The organism is Mycobacterium sp. 155 (genome assembly GCF_000373905.1).
In the GTDB taxonomy this organism is placed as follows: domain Bacteria; phylum Actinomycetota; class Actinomycetes; order Mycobacteriales; family Mycobacteriaceae; genus Mycobacterium.
Map to the genome: position 1 here is coordinate 1,066,635 of NZ_KB892705.1, position 16,642 is coordinate 1,083,276.

Genomic DNA, 16,642 nt, shown 5'->3' on the forward strand with positions numbered 1-16,642 from the left:
CACGTCGGCCGCGACGCGGCTAGGCGACTGCGAATCCGCCACGATTGCCCACCGTTCGGCCGTCCTTGACCACCAGCAGGATATTTGCCGGATCGCCGACGATGTCGATGTCGTCAAGTGGGTTGCCGCGGACGACGACGAGGTCGGCGGTCTTGCCCGCCTCCACGGTGCCGAGAGTGTCGGCCACCCCGCACAGTTCGGCCGAGGTGCGGGTGCCGGCCACGATCGCCTGCATCGGGCTCAGGCCACCGAACTTGACCAGCAGACCCAGTTCCTTCAGGTTGGAGCCGTGCGCCGGCGTCAGGCCCGCATCCGTGCCCACCGCGATCTTGATTCCGGCCTCGGCGGATGCGGCGATCGAATCATGGGCCAGCGCATGCCATTTCGCGCTCTTGGCGGCCCCGGCGGGCGTCGCGGTGACCGGCTCCATGGTCTCCAGCAGTGTCGGCACCAGGAAGATGCCGCGCTCGACCATCTGCTGTCGCAGCTCGTCATCAAGGTCGTAGCCGTGTTCGATGCTGTGCACCCCGGCCTCGACCGCCGCGCGGATCCCGGTCGGGGCCTGGGCGTGCGCGGCCACCGGCCGGCCGCCGTAGTTCTGTCCCTCCTCGACGACCGCGGCGATCATCTCGCGTCGCATGCCCAGGTAGGACGGGTCGTCGTTGGGGGAGGTGATGCCGCCGCTGGAGGCGACCTTGAGCACGTCGGCACCCTGCCGGATCAGTTCCCGCGCGGTTTTGCGCGCCGCGTCCACCGAGTCAACCAAAACCCCGCCCACATACGGGGTGAGGTCCAGCCCCGAGGGCAGGTGGACGTCGGCATGGCCACAGGTTTGGCTGATCAGGTTGATCGCCACCAGCAGCCGCGGTCCCTCGATCAGCCCGTCGGCAACCGCGTCGCGCACTCCGGGGTCCACACCCATCAGGTCGCGCACCGTGGTCACTCCGTTCTGCAGGGTCACCTTCATCCGCTCGAGCAGCTGGAAGTGCCGGTAGGACGGCGGGTGCAGGGCGATGTCGAGCAGGTTGCCGGCGGGGCCGGGCAGGCTCAGATGCACATGGCAGTCGAAGAAGCCGGGACAGACCGTGTTGCCGCCGAGGTCGACGCGCACCGCGTCGGCGGGCACCGGGGCCGGCTGCGCATCGGCGGTGGGACCGGCCCAGGTGATCGTGGTGCCCTCGACGACAACGGTCGCGTCGGGAATCGGATCGGTGCCGGTGCCATCGATCAAGGTGGCGTTGTGCAGCAGGAAGTTGGTCATGGTGTGGCTAACTTCACCAAGTCCGCAGGCAGGGCGCAACTGTCCGCGCCGCGATCGTTAGGGTGGGTCTATGCAGAGGATTATCGGGACGGAGGTCGAGTACGGCATCTCGTCGCCGTCGGACCCGACCGCCAACCCGATCCTGACATCGACCCAGGCGGTGCTGGCGTACGCAGCGGCTGCCGGTATCCAGCGGGCCAAGCGCACGCGGTGGGACTACGAGGTCGAATCCCCGCTGCGCGACGCTCGTGGGTTCGATCTCTCTCGCCCGTCCGGCCCGCCGCCGATCGTGGACGCCGACGAGGTCGGTGCGGCCAACATGATCCTCACCAACGGCGCGCGGCTCTACGTCGACCACGCCCACCCGGAGTACTCCGCGCCCGAGGTCACCGACCCGATGGATGCGGTGATCTGGGACAAGGCCGGTGAGCGGGTCATGGAAGCCGCCGCGCGCCACGTCGCCAGCGTTCCCGGTGCCGCCAAGCTGCAGCTCTACAAGAACAACGTCGACGGCAAGGGTGCGTCGTACGGCTCGCACGAGAACTACTTGATGAGCCGCCATACCCCGTTCTCCGCGGTGATTGCGGGGTTCACCCCGTTCCTGGTGTCGCGCCAGGTGGTGACCGGTTCCGGTCGTGTCGGTATCGGGTCGTCGGGCGACGAGCCGGGCTTCCAGCTGTCCCAGCGGGCCGACTACATCGAGGTCGAGGTCGGCCTGGAGACCACGCTCAAGCGCGGCATCATCAACACTCGCGACGAGCCGCACGCCGACGCCGACAAGTACCGCAGGCTGCACGTCATCATCGGCGACGCCAACCTCGCGGAGACCTCGACCTACCTCAAGGTCGGCACCAGCTCGCTGGTGCTGGACCTCATCGAAGAGGGGATCGACCTCTCCGACCTGGCGTTGGCCCGCCCGGTGCACGCGGTCCATGTGATCAGCCGTGACCCGTCGCTGCGAGCCACCGTCGCGCTCGCCGACGGGCGCGAGGTCACGGCGCTCGCGCTGCAGCGCATGTACCTGGACCGGGTGGCCAAACTGGTGGACAGCCGCGACCCGGATCCGCGGGCCAGCCACGTCGTCGACACCTGGGCCCGGGTGCTCGACCTGCTTGAGCGTGACCCCATGGAATGCGCCGAAATCCTCGACTGGCCGGCCAAGCTACGGCTGCTGGAAGGCTTCCGTCGCCGGGAGAACCTGAGCTGGTCGGCACCGCGATTACACCTGGTGGACCTGCAGTACTCCGACGTCCGGCTAGAGAAGGGTCTCTACAACCGGCTGGTCGCGCGCGGCTCCATGAAGCGGCTCGTTACCGAGCAGCAGGTCATCGAAGCGGTCGACAACCCACCGACCGACACCCGCGCCTACTTCCGCGGGGAGTGCCTGCGTCGCTTCGGTGCCGACATCGCCGCGGCGAGTTGGGATTCGGTGATCTTCGATCTCGGCGGTGATTCGCTCGTACGGATTCCAACCCTGGAACCACTGCGCGGCAGCAAAGCGCACGTCGGGGCGTTGCTGGACTCGGTGGACAGCGCCGCGGAATTGGTCGAACAGCTCACAACCTGACGGGTCGCCATCCCGGGCAATCCGGGTATTGACCGGTAGTGTGGAAAGTACCGGCAGGCGGTATTGCGCCAGTCGATGACAATGCAGGAGGCAGCGATGGCTCAGGAGCAGACCAAGCGTGGCGGTGGCGGCGGTGACGACGATGATGTCCCCGGCACAACGGCCGCAGGCCAGGAGCGTCGCGAGAAGCTGACCGAGGAAACCGACGACCTGCTGGATGAGATCGACGATGTGCTGGAGGAGAACGCCGAGGACTTCGTGCGCGCGTACGTCCAAAAGGGCGGCCAGTGATCTGGCGCGAAAACCTGTCCTCATCCCTCCCTGGAACACCAGCTATAACAGCGGACCTCTCGTCCTTCTCGGATCTGTTGCGTCGTCAGACCCCAGATCTGCTACCGGTTCACCACATCGCCGGCGGCCCCGTCCCGACCAGCGCTCTGCCGCACGGCACGACCATCGTCGCGATCAAGTATCCCGGCGGTGTTGTCATCGCCGGTGACAGGCGGGCCACGCAGGGCAACATGATCGCCAGCCGTGACGTGGAGAAGGTGCACATCGCGGACGATTACACCGCCACGGGCATCGCGGGTACCGCCGCTATCGCCGTCGAGTTCGCCAGGCTCTACGCCGTCGAGCTCGAGCACTACGAGAAGGTCGAGGGTGTGCCGCTGACCTTCCGCGGCAAGGTGAACCGCCTGGCGACCATGGTGCGCGGCAATCTCGGTGCGGCACTTCAGGGTTTCGTGGCGTTGCCGTTGCTCGTCGGCTATGACGTCAACGACTCCGATCCGGTCAATGCCGGCCGCATCGTGTCGTTCGACGCCGCCGGCGGCTGGAACATCGAGGAAGAGGGCTACCAGTCGGTGGGCTCGGGTTCGTTGTTCGCCAAGTCATCGATCAAGAAGCTCTATCCCACGGTCACCGACGCCGATTCGGCGCTCAAGGTGGCTATTGAGGCGCTTTACGATGCCGCCGACGACGATTCGGCCACCGGCGGGCCGGATCTCGTGCGTGGTATCTACCCGACCGCGGTGACCATCGGAGCCGAGGGTGCTGAAGAGATCCCCGAGGCGCGCATCGCCGAATTGGCCCGCGAGGTGATCGAAAGTCGCACCGCAACGAGAGGTGACGGCTGATGAGCTTCCCGTACTTCATCTCGCCTGAGCAGGCGATGCGTGAGCGGTCCGAGCTGGCCCGCAAGGGTATTGCCCGCGGCCGCAGCGTGGTCGTGCTGGCCTACGACAGCGGGGTGCTGTTCGTCGCGGAGAACCCGTCACGCTCCCTGCAGAAGGTCAGCGAGCTGTACGACCGGGTCGGCTTCGCCGCTGTGGGCCGATTCAGCGAATTCGACAAGCTACGCGTAGGCGGCATCCAGTACGCCGACACCCGTGGCTACGCCTACGACCGGCGCGACGTCACCGGCCGCCAATTGGCCAACGTGTATGCCCAAACTCTCGGCACCATCTTCACCGAGCAGCCCAAGCCGTTCGAGGTCGAGCTATGTGTGGCCGAGGTTGCCCACTACGGTGAGACGAAAGCGCCTGAGCTCTACCGGATCACGTACGACGGGTCGATCGCCGACGAACCGCACTACGTGGTGATGGGTGGTACCACCGAGCCGATCGTGAACAAGCTCAGCGAGTCCTACACCGAGAACGCCGATCTGGCAGCCGCCGTGAAGATCGCCGTCGAGGCGCTCAGTGCCGGGGCCGAGGGATCCGAGCCACGCAAACTCGGCCCGTCCACACTCGAGGTGGCGGTCCTCGATGCCAAACGGCCCCGCCGTTGCTTCCGGCGGATCGTCGGACCCGCTCTGGAAAGCCTGCTGCCCGAACCGGATCCGGACACCGCACCGGCCAAGTAACCGTCTCGCTCAGCCGATGATGCCGCGGATCAGTTCGGCGAACTTCTCGGGGCACTCGAGCGGTGTGAAATGTCCTACGCCGTCGGCCGTGTGCAACTGCACGTCGAGGAAGTAGTCGTCGAGACGGTCGGCCCAGGCTGTCGGGAACAGTGGATCGTGCTCTGGCCACAGCACATCGGTGTGGGCGTGGATCTTGACGGCCCGATCCGGCGGCAGTTCGGTCAACGACTGGGCGACGGTGCCTGCTCCGGCGCGGTACCAGCCCAGCGAGGCGACGAATGCTCCAGGCAGTGCGTAGTCGGCGACGAGTCGGTCCAGATCGTCGTCGGTGACCGTGAATCCCGGCCCTGACCAATGGTTCCAGAAGTGGCGCAGGTACTCCCGGACAGTCTCGGGGTTCCCGTCGATCAGCCGCTCGGCGATCGGCAACTGGTGAAACGCCTGATACCAGAACTCGTGCTGGGCGTGCGGGCTGAGTACCCGGTCACCTGCGCCGGGCAGCGGAGGGGAGAGGACGAGTGCCTTCGCGAGGTGGGGGTGCATGCGGGCCACACTCTGTGCCACCCGGCTGCCGACGTCGTAGCCGGCCAGAATGACCTCGTGCACGCCTAATTCATGGATCAGGCCGACCACACTGGCGGCCTGGGCGGTGGCGCTGTAAAAGTGCTGCACGGCCACCGCGTGCTTGTCGGAGCCGCCGAATCCGCGCAGGTCGGGCACGATCACGTCGGCCACGTCGGTCAGCAGCGGCACCACCTTGCGGTAATCCCGCCGGTTGCCCGGCCAGCCGTGCAGCAGCACCACGGGCGGCCCGCCCGCGATGCCGCGCCGATCGAACGCCAATCGGAATCCGTCCACCGGAGCGCTGCGCGAGGACATCGGTTAATTCTGATCCGACGCCCCGGCCTTGTGGGCCAGGTTGGGAAAGGTTGGGGTATCTCACCGAGGCTAAGCATCTGTCGACGCGACCGTACGTTGCCAACCGATACTGGGAGCTACCCCGTAAGCTCGATAGTGTGCAGCGACGAATCATGGGCATCGAGACGGAATTCGGTGTGACCTGCACGTTCCATGGCCATCGCCGGCTCAGCCCCGACGAGGTTGCTCGCTATCTGTTCCGGCGAGTTGTGTCGTGGGGCCGCAGTTCCAACGTCTTCCTCCGCAACGGTGCTCGCCTATATCTGGATGTGGGCAGTCACCCCGAGTACGCGACCGCCGAATGCGACAACCTCGTTCAGCTGGTCACCCACGACCGTGCCGGTGAGCGCGTACTGGAGGACCTGCTGATCGACGCCGAGCAGCGGCTCACCGACGAGGGCATCGGCGGTGACATCTATCTGTTCAAGAACAACACCGACTCGGCGGGCAACTCCTACGGCTGCCACGAGAACTACCTCATCGTGCGCGCCGGCGAGTTCTCCCGGATCGCCGATGTGCTGTTGCCGTTCCTGGTGACGCGCCAGCTGATCTGCGGCGCCGGCAAGGTGCTGCAAACGCCGAAGGCCGCCACCTTCTGCTTGTCGCAGCGGGCCGAGCACATCTGGGAAGGTGTCTCGAGCGCTACCACCCGGTCGCGGCCGATCATCAACACCCGCGACGAGCCGCACGCCGACGCCGAGAAGTACCGGCGGCTGCACGTCATCGTCGGTGACTCCAACATGTGTGAGGCCACCACCATGCTCAAGGTGGGCACCGCATCGCTGGTGCTGGAGATGATCGAGGCTGGTGTGCCGTTCCGCGACTTTTCCCTGGACAACCCGATCCGGGCGATCCGCGAGGTCAGTCACGATCTGACCGGCAAGCGTCCGGTGCGGCTGGCCGGCGGTCGGCAGGCCAGTGCACTGGACATTCAGCGCGAGTACTTCAGCCGTGCGGTGGAGTATCTCCAGACGCGCGAAACCAACACCCAGATCGAACAGGTGGTGGACTTGTGGGGCCGCCAGCTCGACGCGGTCGAGAGCCAGGACTTCGCCAAGGTCGACACCGAGATCGACTGGGTGATCAAGCGCAAGCTGTTCCAGCGCTACCAGGATCGCTACAACATGGAGCTGTCCGACCCGAAGATCAGCCAGCTCGACCTGGCCTACCACGACATCAAGCGTGGGCGTGGCGTGTTCGACCTGCTGCAGCGCAAGGGGCTGGTCGCCCGGGTCACCACCGACGAGGAGATCGACGCCGCGGTCAACACGCCGCCGCAGACGACGCGGGCCAAGCTGCGCGGTGAGTTCATCAGCGCTGCGCAGGAAGCCGGACGAGACTTCACCGTCGATTGGGTGCACCTCAAGCTCAACGATCAGGCGCAGCGCACCGTGCTGTGCAAGGACCCGTTCCGGTCGGTCGACGAGCGGGTCAAGCGGCTCATCGCCAGCATGTGATCGGTTCGCGGATCCCTCCCAGTTGCCCCCTAAACTCCTTGCTGTGGCGACATCCAAGGTCGAGCGGTTGATGAATCTCGTCATCGCACTGCTGTCGACTCGAACGTTCCTGCCCGCGGAGAAGATTCGTGCAAGTGTGGCCGGGTACGCCGACAGCCCCAGTGACGAAGCGTTCTCCCGGATGTTCGAGCGCGACAAGAACGAGTTGCGTGATCTCGGCATCCCGCTGGAGACCGGCCGGGTGTCGAAATTCGACCCGACCGAGGGCTATCGGATCAACCGCGATGCCTACGCGTTGCCTCCCGTTCAACTGACGGGTGACGAGGCCACTGCCGTCGCCGTCGCTACGCAGCTGTGGCAGTCGCCGGAGCTGGTCACCGCGACCCAGGGGGCGCTGCTGAAACTGCGTGCTGCCGGGGTAGAGGTCGATGCCGACGGCGCGGGTGCCGCGATCACCTCGACCGCGGTATTGCCCGGCCTGCGCGGATCCGAGCACGTGCTGCGAATCCTGTTGTCCGCCATCGACTCCGGTCACGTCGTGCAATTCGAACACCGGCCGTCGCGCACCGCGGGCTACACCACCCGCACCGTCGAGCCGTGGGGTGTCGTCACCTACCGAGGCCGTTGGTATCTCGTCGGGCACGACCGCGACCGTGATGACACCCGTACGTTCCGCCTGTCGAGGATCGGTTCCGACGTCACCTTGATCGGAGACGCCGGCGCGGTGCACAAACCCGAAGGCGTCAACGTGCGGGAGATCGTGCGGCGCGTCGTCGCCGACGTGCCCACCGGGGAACGGGCCCGGGTGTGGGTCGCCGGGGGGCGGGCGACCGCGTTGCGCCGGCAGGCCATCACGACCACGCCGCGTGCTCTGGGCGGGCGTGCGGGGGAGGAGATCACCGTCGAACTCGGCATGCATGACCGGCTCGCCCGTGAGATCGCGAGCTACGGCGCCGACGCTGTGGCGCTGGAACCCTCGGCGTTGCGCGACGACGTGGTGGACAGGCTGCGGGCGCAGGCGGATCGCGCATGAGCTTCAGCGAGGAGCCGAAGGCGGATCGCGCATGAGTCAGGTGTCGGTCCGCCTGGTCCGCCTGCTCAACATGGTTCCGTATTTCCAGGCGAACCCCAAGGTCACGCGGGCGGAAGCGGCCGAAGCCCTTGGCGTCAGCCGCAAGCAGCTCGATGCCGACCTCGAGCAACTGTGGATGTGTGGGTTGCCCGGTTACAGCCCCGGTGATCTGATCGATTTCGACTTCACCGACGACACAATCGAGGTGACGTTCTCTGCCGGCGTGGATCAGCCGCTGCGGTTGACCTCCACAGAGGCCACGGTGATCCTGGTGGCGCTGCGGGCACTCGTCGATGTCCCGGGCATGGTCGACCCGGAGGCCGCGCGCAGTGCGATCGCCAAGATCGAGTCGGCTGCCGGTGCTCAACTAGCTGCCATCGAGGACCCTGCACCGACCGAGAGCGAGGCGGCCGCGACAGTGCGGGCCGCGGTCCGCGACGGCCGCGCGGTGACGCTGGAGTACTACTCGGCGTCACGCGATTCGCTGACCACCCGCACGGTGGACCCTATCCGGGTAGCCCTGGTCGGGGACAACAGCTATCTGGAGGCTTGGTGCCGCAGTGCCGAGGCGGTGCGGCTGTTCCGCTTGGATCGCATCGTCGACGCGAAGCTCCTCAAGGAGGCCTCGGAGCCGCCTCCGCCGGCCGTGCAGGCCGGCCCGGATACATCCCTGTTCGACGCCGATCCGGCGCTGCCGGCCGCCACGCTGCGTATCGCCCCGTCGGCCTCCTGGATGTTCGACTACTACCCGCTGCGGGTGGTGACCGAGCTGCCCGACGGCGCGGTCGAGGCGGCCATGACCTTCGCTTCCGAGGACTGGATGGCCAGGTTCGTGCTGGGCTTCGGTTCCGCGGTGCGGGTGTTGGCGCCCGGGTCATTGGCGCGGCAGGTCAGTGCTGCGGCAGCCGCAGCGCTGCACGTCTACGACGCGGTGGATGCCGGCGGGTAGACTCGGCGAAGACGTCTGGAGGTAACCAAATTGGGTGGACTACAACCCTGGCACTGGATCATCGTGATCGCGGTGTTCGTGCTGCTGTTCGGTGCGAAGAAGCTTCCCGACGCGGCGCGTTCGCTGGGTAAGTCGATGCGGATCTTCAAGTCGGAGATCAAGGAGATGCAGTCTGAGTCCAGGTCGGAGGATGCTCCGCCGGCCAGGCCGATTGCGTCCGAACGCGCCGACGTGGCTGCGCCCGCGCCCGAACAGTCCCCGGACCGACACACGGCCTGACGCGGCCCGATCCTGATCGCGGTTTCCGACCGCGTCGGTAGGTTGCGTCTCCGACCCCACTTCACATCTGTGCAGACCTCCGGCATGTTCAGAAAACTCGATCCCCGCCGTCGCCGTTCGCGGGTCAATCCCGATGGCACCATGTCGCTGGTCGACCATCTCACCGAGTTGCGGTCCCGGCTGCTGATTTCTGTCGCGGCGGTCATCGTCGCGATGATCTTCGGGTTCTTCTGGTACACCCACGGCATTTTCGGGCTGCACAGCCTGGGCGAATGGCTGCGCGGTCCGTACTGTGCGCTGCCAGCCTCGTCCCGGGCGGCCATTGCGCCCAACGACGAATGCCGACTGCTCGCCACCGCGCCTTTCGACCAGTTCATGTTGCGTCTGAAGGTCGCGCTCGCTGCCGGTGCGGTGATCTCCTGCCCGGTGTGGCTCTATCAGATGTGGGCGTTCATCACGCCCGGGCTGTACAAGAAGGAACGCCGGTTCGCGATGGCCTTCGTCGGCTTCGGTGCGGCGCTATTCGTCACCGGTGCGGTGCTGGCCTACGTCGTGCTGGCCAAGGCGTTGGGCTTCCTGCTGACCGTCGGCAGCGACGTTCAGGTGACCGCGCTGTCCGGCGACCAGTACTTCGGGTTCCTGATCAATCTGCTGCTCGTGTTCGGTATCAGCTTCGAGTTCCCGTTGCTGATCATCATGCTCAACCTCGTCGGAGTGCTCAGCTACGCAAAGCTCAAGGCATGGCGGCGCGGGCTCATCTTCGGCCTGTTCGTCTTCGCCGCCTTTGCCACACCCGGATCAGACCCGTTCACGATGTTGGCACTGGCCTGTGCGCTGACGCTGCTGCTGGAGCTGGCCATCCAGATCGCCCGGGTCCACGACCGGCGCAAGGCGCGGTTGGCCGAAGCCGAGGTGGACGACGACGAGGCCGCACCGATCGGCACTGCCGAACCGATCGAGCCGCCGGCTCCGGTATCTGCGCCGGCGCCGACAGCTGCGGCCCCGAAGATGCCACCGGCGTCGCGACCCACCAGGTTCAGCATCGATGACGACGCGACCTGAGCCGGGCGGCGCAACTCCTGACGAGCTGGCCGCATTCACCGCGCAACTCCCGTTTGTTCTCGATGACTTTCAGGTGCGCGCCTGCCGCGCATTGGAGAGCGGTCACGGAGTCCTCGTCTGCGCGCCCACCGGTGCCGGCAAGACGGTCGTCGGCGAGTTCGCCGTGCACCTGGCCCTCGCGGCTGGTGGAAAGTGCTTTTACACCACCCCGATCAAGGCGCTGAGCAATCAGAAGCACAACGATCTGGTCGCCCGGTACGGCGCGGAGAAGATCGGATTGCTCACCGGCGATCAGTCCATCAACGGTGATGCCGACGTGGTGGTGATGACCACCGAAGTGCTACGTAACATGCTGTACGCGAATTCGTCTGCGCTACATGGGCTTTCCTATGTGGTGATGGACGAGGTGCACTTCCTGGCCGACCGGATGCGCGGCGCGGTGTGGGAGGAGGTGATCCTGCACCTGCCGGAAGAGGTGTTGTTGGTCAGTCTCTCGGCGACGGTGAGCAACGCCGAAGAATTCGGCGGGTGGATCCAGACCGTTCGCGGCGACACCACCGTCGTCGTCGACGAGCACCGGCCGGTGCCGCTGTCGCAGCACATGATGGTGGGCAAGCGCCTGTTCGACCTGTTCGACGGCTCCGACCGCACGCTAGTGGATCCAGAACTGGTGCGGCACATCGCCCATCGCCGCGAGGCCGACCGGCTCGCGGACTGGCAGCCACGAGGGCGGGTGCGGGGCCGGCCACCGCAGCTGTACCGGCCGCCGAGCCGACCGGACGTGATCGACGTCCTCGACGCCGAGGGGCTGTTGCCCGCGATCACGTTCGTGTTCTCGCGCGCGGGTTGTGATGCGGCGGTCAAACAGTGTCTGCGGTCGCGGCTACGGCTGACCACCGACGAGCAACGCGCCCGTATCGCCGAGGTGGTGGACCGGCGCTGCGCGGACCTGGCGGAGTCCGACCTGGTCGTGCTCGACTATCACGAATGGCGCGAAGGCCTGTTGCGCGGGCTGGCCGCCCACCACGCAGGCATGCTGCCGACGTTCCGCCACACTGTGGAGGAGTTGTTCACCGCGGGCCTGGTCAAGGCGGTATTCGCCACCGAGACACTCGCTTTGGGGATCAACATGCCGGCCCGCACCGTAGTGCTGGAGCGGCTGGTCAAGTACAACGGCGAACAGCACCTACCGTTGACGCCGGGAGAGTACACCCAGCTCACGGGACGCGCGGGGCGGCGCGGCATCGACGTCGAGGGCCACGCTGTGGTGTTGTGGCGCCCCGACGACACCACCGCCGACCCCGCCGAGGTCGCAGGCCTGGCGTCCACTCGAACCTTCCCGTTGCGCAGTTCCTTCGCGCCGTCGTACAACATGACCATCAACCTGGTTCAGCACATGGGGCCCGAGCAGGCGCACAAGCTGCTGGAGCGGTCTTTCGCGCAGTATCAGGCCGACCGCTCTGTGGTGGGTCTGGTCCGCGGCGTCGCCCGCGGCCAGCGGATGCTCAGCGAGCTGGCCACCGAACTGGACGGGCATGAGTCGGAGGTCCTCGACTACGCGAGGCTGCGCGCGAAAATCGGTGAGCGGGAACGTGCCCAGTCACGCGCCTCGCGGCTGCAGCGCCGGCAGGCAGCCACCGAGGCGCTGGCAGGCCTGCGCCGTGGGGACATCATCACCATCACCCACGGGCGGCGCGGTGGTTTGGCGGTGGTGCTCGAACCCGACCGCGACAGCGATGACCCAAAGCCGCTGGTGCTCACCGAACATCACTGGGCGGGCCGGATTTCGTCGTCGGACTACTCGGGCGCCTCGGCGCCACTGGGCACGATGGCGCTCCCCAAACGCGTCGAGCATCGCCAGCCCCGGGTGCGTCGCGACCTGGCGTCGGCGCTGAGGTCGGCCGCAGCCGGGTTGGCGGTGCCGTCGGGCAAGCCGAAACGCTCCGGCAGCGCGCTCGACCGTGATGTGGATCCGGAGTTGGCCGGCCTCCGCGAGCAGCTGCGCCGGCATCCGGCGAATCAGCTTCCTGACCGCGAAGCCATGATGCGCATCGCTGAGCGGTATCTGCGCATCGAACGTGACAACGCCCAGATCCAGGAGAAGGTTGCGGCGGCGACGAACTCCCTGGCCCGCACCTTCGATCGGATCGTCGCGTTGCTCAGCGAGCGCGGGTTCATCGAGAACGATTCCGGTGAACCGAAGGTGACCGATACCGGCCGGTTGCTGGCACGCATCTACAGCGAAAGCGACCTGCTGGTGGCCGAATGCCTGCGGAGTGGTCTGTGGGAGGGTCTGCAGCCCGCCGAGTTGTCGGCCGTGCTGTCGGCCGTGCTCTACGAATCGCGCGGTGATACTCCCGGAGTGCCCGCCGGGTTCGAGATCCCGACCTCCGGTCTTCGGCGCGCGCTGGCCCAAACCCGGCGGCTCTCAGCCGATCTGCGCGCCGACGAGCGGCGGCATCGCATCGCGCCGAGCCGCGAACCCGACGAAGGGTTCGTCACCGCGGTGTACCGCTGGGCTACCACCGGCGACCTGGCGTCGGCGCTGGCCGCCTCCGACGTCACCGGTTCGGGTTCACCGCTTTCGGCAGGCGATTTCGTACGGTGGTGTCGGCAGGTGCTCGATCTGCTCGACCAGGTGCGAAACGCTGCACCCACACCGGCACTGCGCAATACCGCGAAACGCGCTATCAACGATGTTCGGCGCGGCGTCGTGGCTGTTGATGCGGGGTAGGGTGTGGACGTCAGCGAATAGGGATCAAGGAGAGTCATGAGCGGACCGCAGGGATCTGACCCGGCGCAGCAGTGGCCCGGTCAGCAGCCCGAGCCCGGTAATGATCAGCCGTCAGGCTCGGATGCGTGGCAGCCGCCGGCCAGCTCCGACGAGCCGACCACGCACGCTCAGACCTGGCAGCCGCCCGCCTATCCGCAACAGCCCGAGCAGCCGCAGCAACAGCAGCCGGACTACTCGGCCTATCAGCAGTCCCAGTCGGCGTACGCACAGCCGCAGTACCCGTCAACCAACCAGTACGGCCAGCAGCAGCCCTACGCGCTGCCGGGCCAATTCGGTCAGCCGGGCCAACCTGGCCAGCCGGGCCAACCCGGTCAGTTCGGTCAGCCTGGTCAGTACGGTCAGCCGGGCCAACCAGATCAGTACGGTCAGTTCGGCCAGCCCGGTCAGTACGGGCAGCCGCAATTCGGGCAACCGGGTCAGTTCGGCCAGTACACCCCGCCGGGTGCGGAAGAAGGGTCCAAGCGCTCGCTCGGCGTGGTCCTCGGTGTCGTCGGAGCCCTTGTCGTGCTGGTGCTCGCCGCTGTCGGCGTGCTGGGCTTCTGGAAGCCGGGATGGTTCGTCACCACCGAACTGGACGTCAACAAGGCCCAGGAAGGCGTGACCAAGATCCTCACCGACGAGGAAAACGGTTACGGCAACAAGAGTGTTTCCGACGTCAACTGCAACGACGGCAAGAACCCCAAGGTCAAGAAGGGTGACACCTTCACCTGCGAGGTCAGTGTCGACGGCACCAAGCGCAAGGTCACGGTGACCTTCCAGAACAATGACGGCACCTACGAGGTCGGCCGCCCCAAGTAGTTCGTCTGCGGCTCAGCCGGGTAGACGGTCCAGTGCCGTCTGCAACCGGCTGATCGACGAGGTCACCCCGTACGCCGCCGCCAGATCGGCAACTTTGGCCGGCTCCTTGGCGGCCAGTGGCAGCGCATCCGTCGGGGTGGACATCGTGACAGGGGCATCAGTCGCAACGCGCACCACGGGCTCGGCCGCGGCGATGTAGTCGGCCGCGGCCAGCAGTTTGGCGCGGTGGGACTTGGACATCGGCACCGTGTTGTCGTGTGCGGCCGCCTGGATCGCCGCCAGCGAGCCGTGCCGAGCCAGCAGGGCCGCGGCCGTCTTCTCGCCGATCCCGGCCACACCGGGCAGACCGTCGGACGGATCGCCACGCAGCAACGCCAGCTCGGCATACGCCGCACCGGCCCGGTCGGCCGGTACCCCGTACTGCCCGGCAACCTCGACGGGCCCGAACTTCGTGGCCTTGGCGAGCCCGCGCCCGATGTAGAGCACCCGCACCGGCGGAGTCGGCTCGTCGCGCACCAACTGCAGCAGATCGCGATCCCCGCTGACCACGACGACCGGATTGTGCTGCTCGCGGGTGGCCAGCGTGCCCAGCACGTCGTCGGCCTCGTAGCCCGCCGCTCCGGCGGTGGCGATCCCGAACGCGTCCAGCAACTCCATGATCATGGCGACCTGCGGGGTCAGCTCATCGGGCACTTCCTCGATGTCCGGCATCCCGTCCGGCTCGGCTTCGGCTACCCGGTGGGCCTTGTACGAGGGCACCAGATCGACGCGCCACTGCGGCCGCCAGTCGTCGTCGCGGCACACCACCAGGCGCGATGGTCGCTCGTTTGTCACCAGCGTGGCGATGGAGTCCAGGAAGCCGCGTACCGCGTTCACCGGTCGACCGTCGGGTGCTGTGATCGACGACGGGACACCGAAGAATGAGCGGAACCACATGCTGGCGCCATCGAGCAGCAGGACAGGTGCGGTCATGACATCCTCCGGAGCAACATTCCAGCGAGACTAGCCTGAGGTACGGTCCTCGCCAGTCGGCAAGCGCCCAGTAGCCTCGAGCACCATGACCCTCAGCCGATTCAGCACCGACGTCTACGCCCACCGGCTTTCCGCTGCGGCCGCCGCTGCGGCGGAGGCGGGTTTGGCCGGCCTGGTCATCACACCTGGTTACGACCTGCGCTACCTGGTCGGCTCGCGGGCACAGACCTTCGAACGGTTGACCGCGCTGGTGCTGCCGGCCGAGGGGGAGGAGCCGACCGTCGTGGTACCGCGCTTGGAGCTGGCCTCGCTCAAGGACTCGGCCATTCCCGAACTGGCTGTGGCGGTACGGGATTGGGTCGATGGCGAGAATCCTTACCGGATGGTCGTCGATGCGCTCGGCGGATCGGCCGCCGCGGTCACCGATGCCATGCCGGCGCTGCACCTGCTGCCGCTGACCGAATTGCTCGGAGTGGTGCCAGTGCTGGCCACCGACGTGCTGCGCCGATTGCGAATGATCAAGGACGCCGCCGAGATCGACGCGCTGCGCAAGGCCGGGGCGGCCATCGACCGAGTGCACGCCCGGGTACCTGAGTTCCTGGTGCCCGGCCGCACTGAGGCCGACGTGGCCGCTGACATCGCTGAAGCCATTGTCGCCGAGGGACATTCGGAGGTGGCCTTCATCATCGTCGGTTCCGGGCCCAATGGCGCCGATCCGCATCACGAATGCTCGGACCGTGAACTGCGGGCCGGTGACATCGTCGTCGTCGATATCGGCGGACCGTACCAGCCGGGCTACAACTCCGACTGCACCCGTACCTACAGCATCGGCGAACCGGATCCGGAGATCGCGCGCCGCTACGGTGTGCTGCAGCGCGCGCAGCGGGCTGCCGTCGACGCGGCGCGGCCCGGCGTCACCGCCGAGCAGGTCGACGCGGTCGCGCGCGGCGTGCTCGCCGCCGAAGGCCTAGCCGAGGCCTTCGTGCACCGCACCGGGCACGGCATCGGGTTGTCGGTGCACGAAGAGCCTTACATCGTGGCCGGCAACGACCTCCCGCTCGAACCCGGCATGGCGTTCAGCGTCGAACCGGGTGTGTACTTCCCGGGGCAGTGGGGCGCCCGAATCGAGGACATCGTGGTTGTCACGGCTGACGGGGTGGAATCGGTCAACAACCGACCGCACGAGTTGATCGTGGTGCCGGCCGGTTGAGCGCCGGTGCGGTTATTCGCCGCTGCGGTCCAGCAGATCCGAGGAGCCGAGCACGCGCTCGACACGGACCTCGATCACAACGCGGCGGGGGTTGACCCGGGGGGTCCGGTAGCGCTGCGCGTACCGCAGCTCGGCGTCACGCACGGCGTCGGTCTCGGTGCTGACGGTGGACTTGCCCTCCAAGGACAGCCAGCGGGCCCCGTCGACCTGGCTGAGCACTGCGACGCCGCGCTCGTGGGCGTTGATCGCCTTCTGTGAACCACCGGTAGTGATGACACGCGCGATGTGCGTCTTGGGATCGAAGGTGAAACCGACGGCCACCACGTGGGGTGAATTGTCCGACCGCAGCGTGGTCAGCATGGCCAGATGACGCTCGGTGAGAAACGCCAGCGCATCGTCGGTGAGCTTGGTGGTTGCCTTGCCACGTGATGTAGCCATC

Annotated in this window: 16 protein-coding genes; 12 read left to right on the forward strand and 4 right to left on the reverse strand. The window is 67.0% G+C overall.

What is annotated here, in order from left to right; genetic code table 11:
- Window positions 1-19: 19 nt before the first annotated feature.
- Window positions 20-1,261: an amidohydrolase family protein gene (locus tag B133_RS0104930; protein ID WP_018599610.1), complete on the reverse strand. Its 1,242-nt coding sequence runs from the start codon at window positions 1,259-1,261 to the stop codon at window positions 20-22.
- 70 nt (window positions 1,262-1,331) lie between these two features.
- On the opposite strand from B133_RS0104930, the gene dop reads away from it, so the two are divergent.
- The 4 genes from dop (at window position 1,332) to prcA (ending at window position 4,692) form a co-directional block, all read left to right on the forward strand.
- Entirely contained in the window at window positions 1,332-2,828 is a 1,497-nt protein-coding gene (gene dop, locus B133_RS0104935; RefSeq protein WP_018599611.1) for a depupylase/deamidase Dop, read from the forward strand.
- 96 nt (window positions 2,829-2,924) lie between these two features.
- Window positions 2,925-3,119 (forward strand): ubiquitin-like protein Pup, encoded by a 195-nt coding sequence (locus B133_RS0104940; RefSeq protein ID WP_019970159.1) that lies wholly within the window; start codon window positions 2,925-2,927, stop codon window positions 3,117-3,119.
- On the forward strand, window positions 3,116-3,964 hold the full coding sequence (gene prcB, locus B133_RS0104945; protein WP_026255980.1) for a proteasome subunit beta: 849 nt from the start codon (window positions 3,116-3,118) through the stop codon (window positions 3,962-3,964). The genes B133_RS0104940 and prcB overlap by 4 nt, the downstream gene beginning before the upstream one ends.
- Complete coding sequence (prcA, locus tag B133_RS0104950) at window positions 3,964-4,692, forward strand: proteasome subunit alpha (protein WP_018599614.1); 729 nt, start codon at window positions 3,964-3,966, stop codon at window positions 4,690-4,692. The genes prcB and prcA overlap by 1 nt, the downstream gene beginning before the upstream one ends.
- Before the next feature lie 9 nt (window positions 4,693-4,701).
- Here the strand turns inward: prcA and B133_RS0104955 are convergent, their stop codons facing one another.
- Window positions 4,702-5,571: an alpha/beta fold hydrolase gene (locus B133_RS0104955; RefSeq protein WP_026255981.1), complete on the reverse strand. Its 870-nt coding sequence runs from the start codon at window positions 5,569-5,571 to the stop codon at window positions 4,702-4,704.
- A gap of 137 nt (window positions 5,572-5,708) precedes the next feature.
- On the opposite strand from B133_RS0104955, the gene pafA reads away from it, so the two are divergent.
- The 7 genes from pafA to B133_RS0104990 all read left to right on the forward strand — a co-directional run bounded on the left by pafA (window position 5,709) and on the right by B133_RS0104990 (window position 14,021).
- On the forward strand, window positions 5,709-7,067 hold the full coding sequence (gene pafA / locus B133_RS0104960) for a Pup--protein ligase (RefSeq protein WP_018599616.1): 1,359 nt from the start codon (window positions 5,709-5,711) through the stop codon (window positions 7,065-7,067).
- 43 nt (window positions 7,068-7,110) lie between these two features.
- On the forward strand, window positions 7,111-8,100 hold the full coding sequence (locus B133_RS0104965) for a YafY family protein (protein WP_018599617.1): 990 nt from the start codon (window positions 7,111-7,113) through the stop codon (window positions 8,098-8,100).
- A gap of 31 nt (window positions 8,101-8,131) precedes the next feature.
- Entirely contained in the window at window positions 8,132-9,088 is a 957-nt protein-coding gene (locus tag B133_RS0104970) for a YafY family protein (RefSeq protein ID WP_018599618.1), read from the forward strand.
- A 30-nt stretch (window positions 9,089-9,118) separates the two neighbouring features.
- On the forward strand, window positions 9,119-9,367 hold the full coding sequence (tatA, locus tag B133_RS0104975) for a Sec-independent protein translocase subunit TatA (protein ID WP_018599619.1): 249 nt from the start codon (window positions 9,119-9,121) through the stop codon (window positions 9,365-9,367).
- 84 nt (window positions 9,368-9,451) lie between these two features.
- Window positions 9,452-10,429: a twin-arginine translocase subunit TatC gene (tatC, locus tag B133_RS0104980; RefSeq protein WP_369751441.1), complete on the forward strand. Its 978-nt coding sequence runs from the start codon at window positions 9,452-9,454 to the stop codon at window positions 10,427-10,429.
- On the forward strand, window positions 10,413-13,163 hold the full coding sequence (locus B133_RS0104985; protein WP_018599621.1) for an RNA helicase: 2,751 nt from the start codon (window positions 10,413-10,415) through the stop codon (window positions 13,161-13,163). The genes tatC and B133_RS0104985 overlap by 17 nt, the downstream gene beginning before the upstream one ends.
- A 36-nt stretch (window positions 13,164-13,199) precedes the next feature.
- Window positions 13,200-14,021, forward strand: a complete 822-nt coding sequence (locus B133_RS0104990; protein WP_018599622.1) for a DUF4333 domain-containing protein — start codon at window positions 13,200-13,202, stop codon at window positions 14,019-14,021.
- Between the two features lie 12 nt (window positions 14,022-14,033).
- Here the strand turns inward: B133_RS0104990 and B133_RS0104995 are convergent, their stop codons facing one another.
- The gene (locus B133_RS0104995; RefSeq protein ID WP_018599623.1) at window positions 14,034-14,993 is read right to left on the reverse strand and encodes a 5'-3' exonuclease; all 960 of its coding nucleotides are present in this window, start codon (window positions 14,991-14,993) and stop codon (window positions 14,034-14,036) included.
- A gap of 85 nt (window positions 14,994-15,078) precedes the next feature.
- Between B133_RS0104995 and B133_RS0105000 the strand changes: the two genes are divergently transcribed.
- On the forward strand, window positions 15,079-16,203 hold the full coding sequence (locus B133_RS0105000) for a Xaa-Pro peptidase family protein (protein WP_018599624.1): 1,125 nt from the start codon (window positions 15,079-15,081) through the stop codon (window positions 16,201-16,203).
- Between the two features lie 12 nt (window positions 16,204-16,215).
- On the opposite strand, the gene B133_RS0105005 is transcribed toward B133_RS0105000, so the two are convergent.
- Entirely contained in the window at window positions 16,216-16,641 is a 426-nt protein-coding gene (locus B133_RS0105005) for a F420-dependent biliverdin reductase (protein ID WP_018599625.1), read from the reverse strand.
- Window position 16,642 lies beyond the last annotated feature (1 nt).

Bases quoted from the DNA above. Each gene is read 5' to 3' on its own strand.
- B133_RS0104930 (WP_018599610.1), bottom strand. From the start codon at position 1,261: ATGACCAACTTCCTGCTGCACAACGCCACCTTGATCGATGGCACCGGC.
- dop (WP_018599611.1), top strand. From the start codon at position 1,332: ATGCAGAGGATTATCGGGACGGAGGTCGAGTACGGCATCTCGTCGCCG.
- B133_RS0104940 (WP_019970159.1), top strand. From the start codon at position 2,925: ATGGCTCAGGAGCAGACCAAGCGTGGCGGTGGCGGCGGTGACGACGAT.
- prcA (WP_018599614.1), top strand. From the start codon at position 3,964: ATGAGCTTCCCGTACTTCATCTCGCCTGAGCAGGCGATGCGTGAGCGG.
- B133_RS0104955 (WP_026255981.1), bottom strand. From the start codon at position 5,571: ATGTCCTCGCGCAGCGCTCCGGTGGACGGATTCCGATTGGCGTTCGAT.
- B133_RS0104970 (WP_018599618.1), top strand. From the start codon at position 8,132: ATGAGTCAGGTGTCGGTCCGCCTGGTCCGCCTGCTCAACATGGTTCCG.
- tatC (WP_369751441.1), top strand. From the start codon at position 9,452: ATGTTCAGAAAACTCGATCCCCGCCGTCGCCGTTCGCGGGTCAATCCC.
- B133_RS0104985 (WP_018599621.1), top strand. From the start codon at position 10,413: ATGACGACGCGACCTGAGCCGGGCGGCGCAACTCCTGACGAGCTGGCC.
- B133_RS0104990 (WP_018599622.1), top strand. From the start codon at position 13,200: ATGAGCGGACCGCAGGGATCTGACCCGGCGCAGCAGTGGCCCGGTCAG.
- B133_RS0104995 (WP_018599623.1), bottom strand. From the start codon at position 14,993: ATGACCGCACCTGTCCTGCTGCTCGATGGCGCCAGCATGTGGTTCCGC.
- B133_RS0105000 (WP_018599624.1), top strand. From the start codon at position 15,079: ATGACCCTCAGCCGATTCAGCACCGACGTCTACGCCCACCGGCTTTCC.
- B133_RS0105005 (WP_018599625.1), bottom strand. From the start codon at position 16,641: ATGGCTACATCACGTGGCAAGGCAACCACCAAGCTCACCGACGATGCG.